The organism is Moraxella oblonga NBRC 102422, from assembly GCF_001598275.1.
Classification (GTDB): Bacteria; Pseudomonadota; Gammaproteobacteria; order Pseudomonadales; family Moraxellaceae; genus Moraxella; species Moraxella oblonga.
The window spans coordinates 1-984 of the sequence record NZ_BCYQ01000098.1 but is presented as its reverse complement, the minus strand read 5'-3'; the positions used below and the strand labels follow the sequence as shown (position 1 = coordinate 984).

At 37.6% G+C, this 984-nt stretch carries 1 protein-coding gene; it reads left to right on the top strand.

The genetic code is table 11. From position 1 onward, the window contains the following. Positions 1 to 24: 24 nt before the first annotated feature. Positions 25 to 984: hypothetical protein (locus MOB01S_RS12625; RefSeq protein WP_169798157.1), on the top strand; the 960-nt coding region annotated here is incomplete at its 3' end.

Below are 984 nucleotides of genomic sequence, written 5' to 3'. Positions count from 1 at the left end.
AAAGAAAGCGCACCCAATCCAAACATGGCAGCTTTCGGCAGAAACCTGATGAACGGATTTCTCCGTCAAGCATGGCAGTTTTACGAAGGCGATGAAAGCTTGGCAGAATGTTTAGGCATTAAAAACGAAACTGCGCGTATGCTTTCTGCCAAATATTGCTTTGAATTTCCACCCAAACAGTATCCAGACAGTTTCAGTTGTGCGATTATCCGTGCCGCTTGCGAAAACAATTTAGTGGTGGTGCATGGCGATTTTGAATGTGTTTTTTTACCAGACGGCACGGCATTGGATGCGCGTAATCAACCGTTTTACTGGCATGATATGGTTGAAGAAAACGAGCAAATTTGGCAAACGCATATTCAAGAATTGATTGCCAAACAAGATAAGCCGCAAATTCCAGTTAGTCAAACAAGGCGAGACAGTTTAGCCCAAAAAATTCTTAAGGCAAGATTAGGCAAACCATATGCGGACTTATTAAAAAAATATAACTGTGAACAAACAGATAATTTATGGTTTAGAACAGAGTTTTGTTTCTTTGAAGTACTCATTATTACCGATAAAAATAAATTTGATAAAGATGGATTGTATTATTTTGATACCAATATTATTTTAAGGAATATAAAGGAAGAAGATAGGCAAAAAATGACTCATCTTATCCCACGTTTTACTTCATCTAACAAATTACCCTTTTATTTCATTGGCTTTTATGGATTATCCAATGAAGCCAATCCCAATATTAAGATTCAAAAATATGATAGTGGTATGGAAGTAGGAGAATGGGCAATTCGTGAATACGATGAATGGGTTAAATTGATTGAAGCTGCTGCCGATATGATTATGTATTATTTGCCGCACATTGGCACAGCAGATGATTTTATCAAATTTGTACAAGCCCACGATGCTGGCGAAACTAACTTTGCTCAATTAACGCTGCCTGAAACCAATCCTGCCTTGCGCCAATTTTGCGTACAGAGAAACAGAATA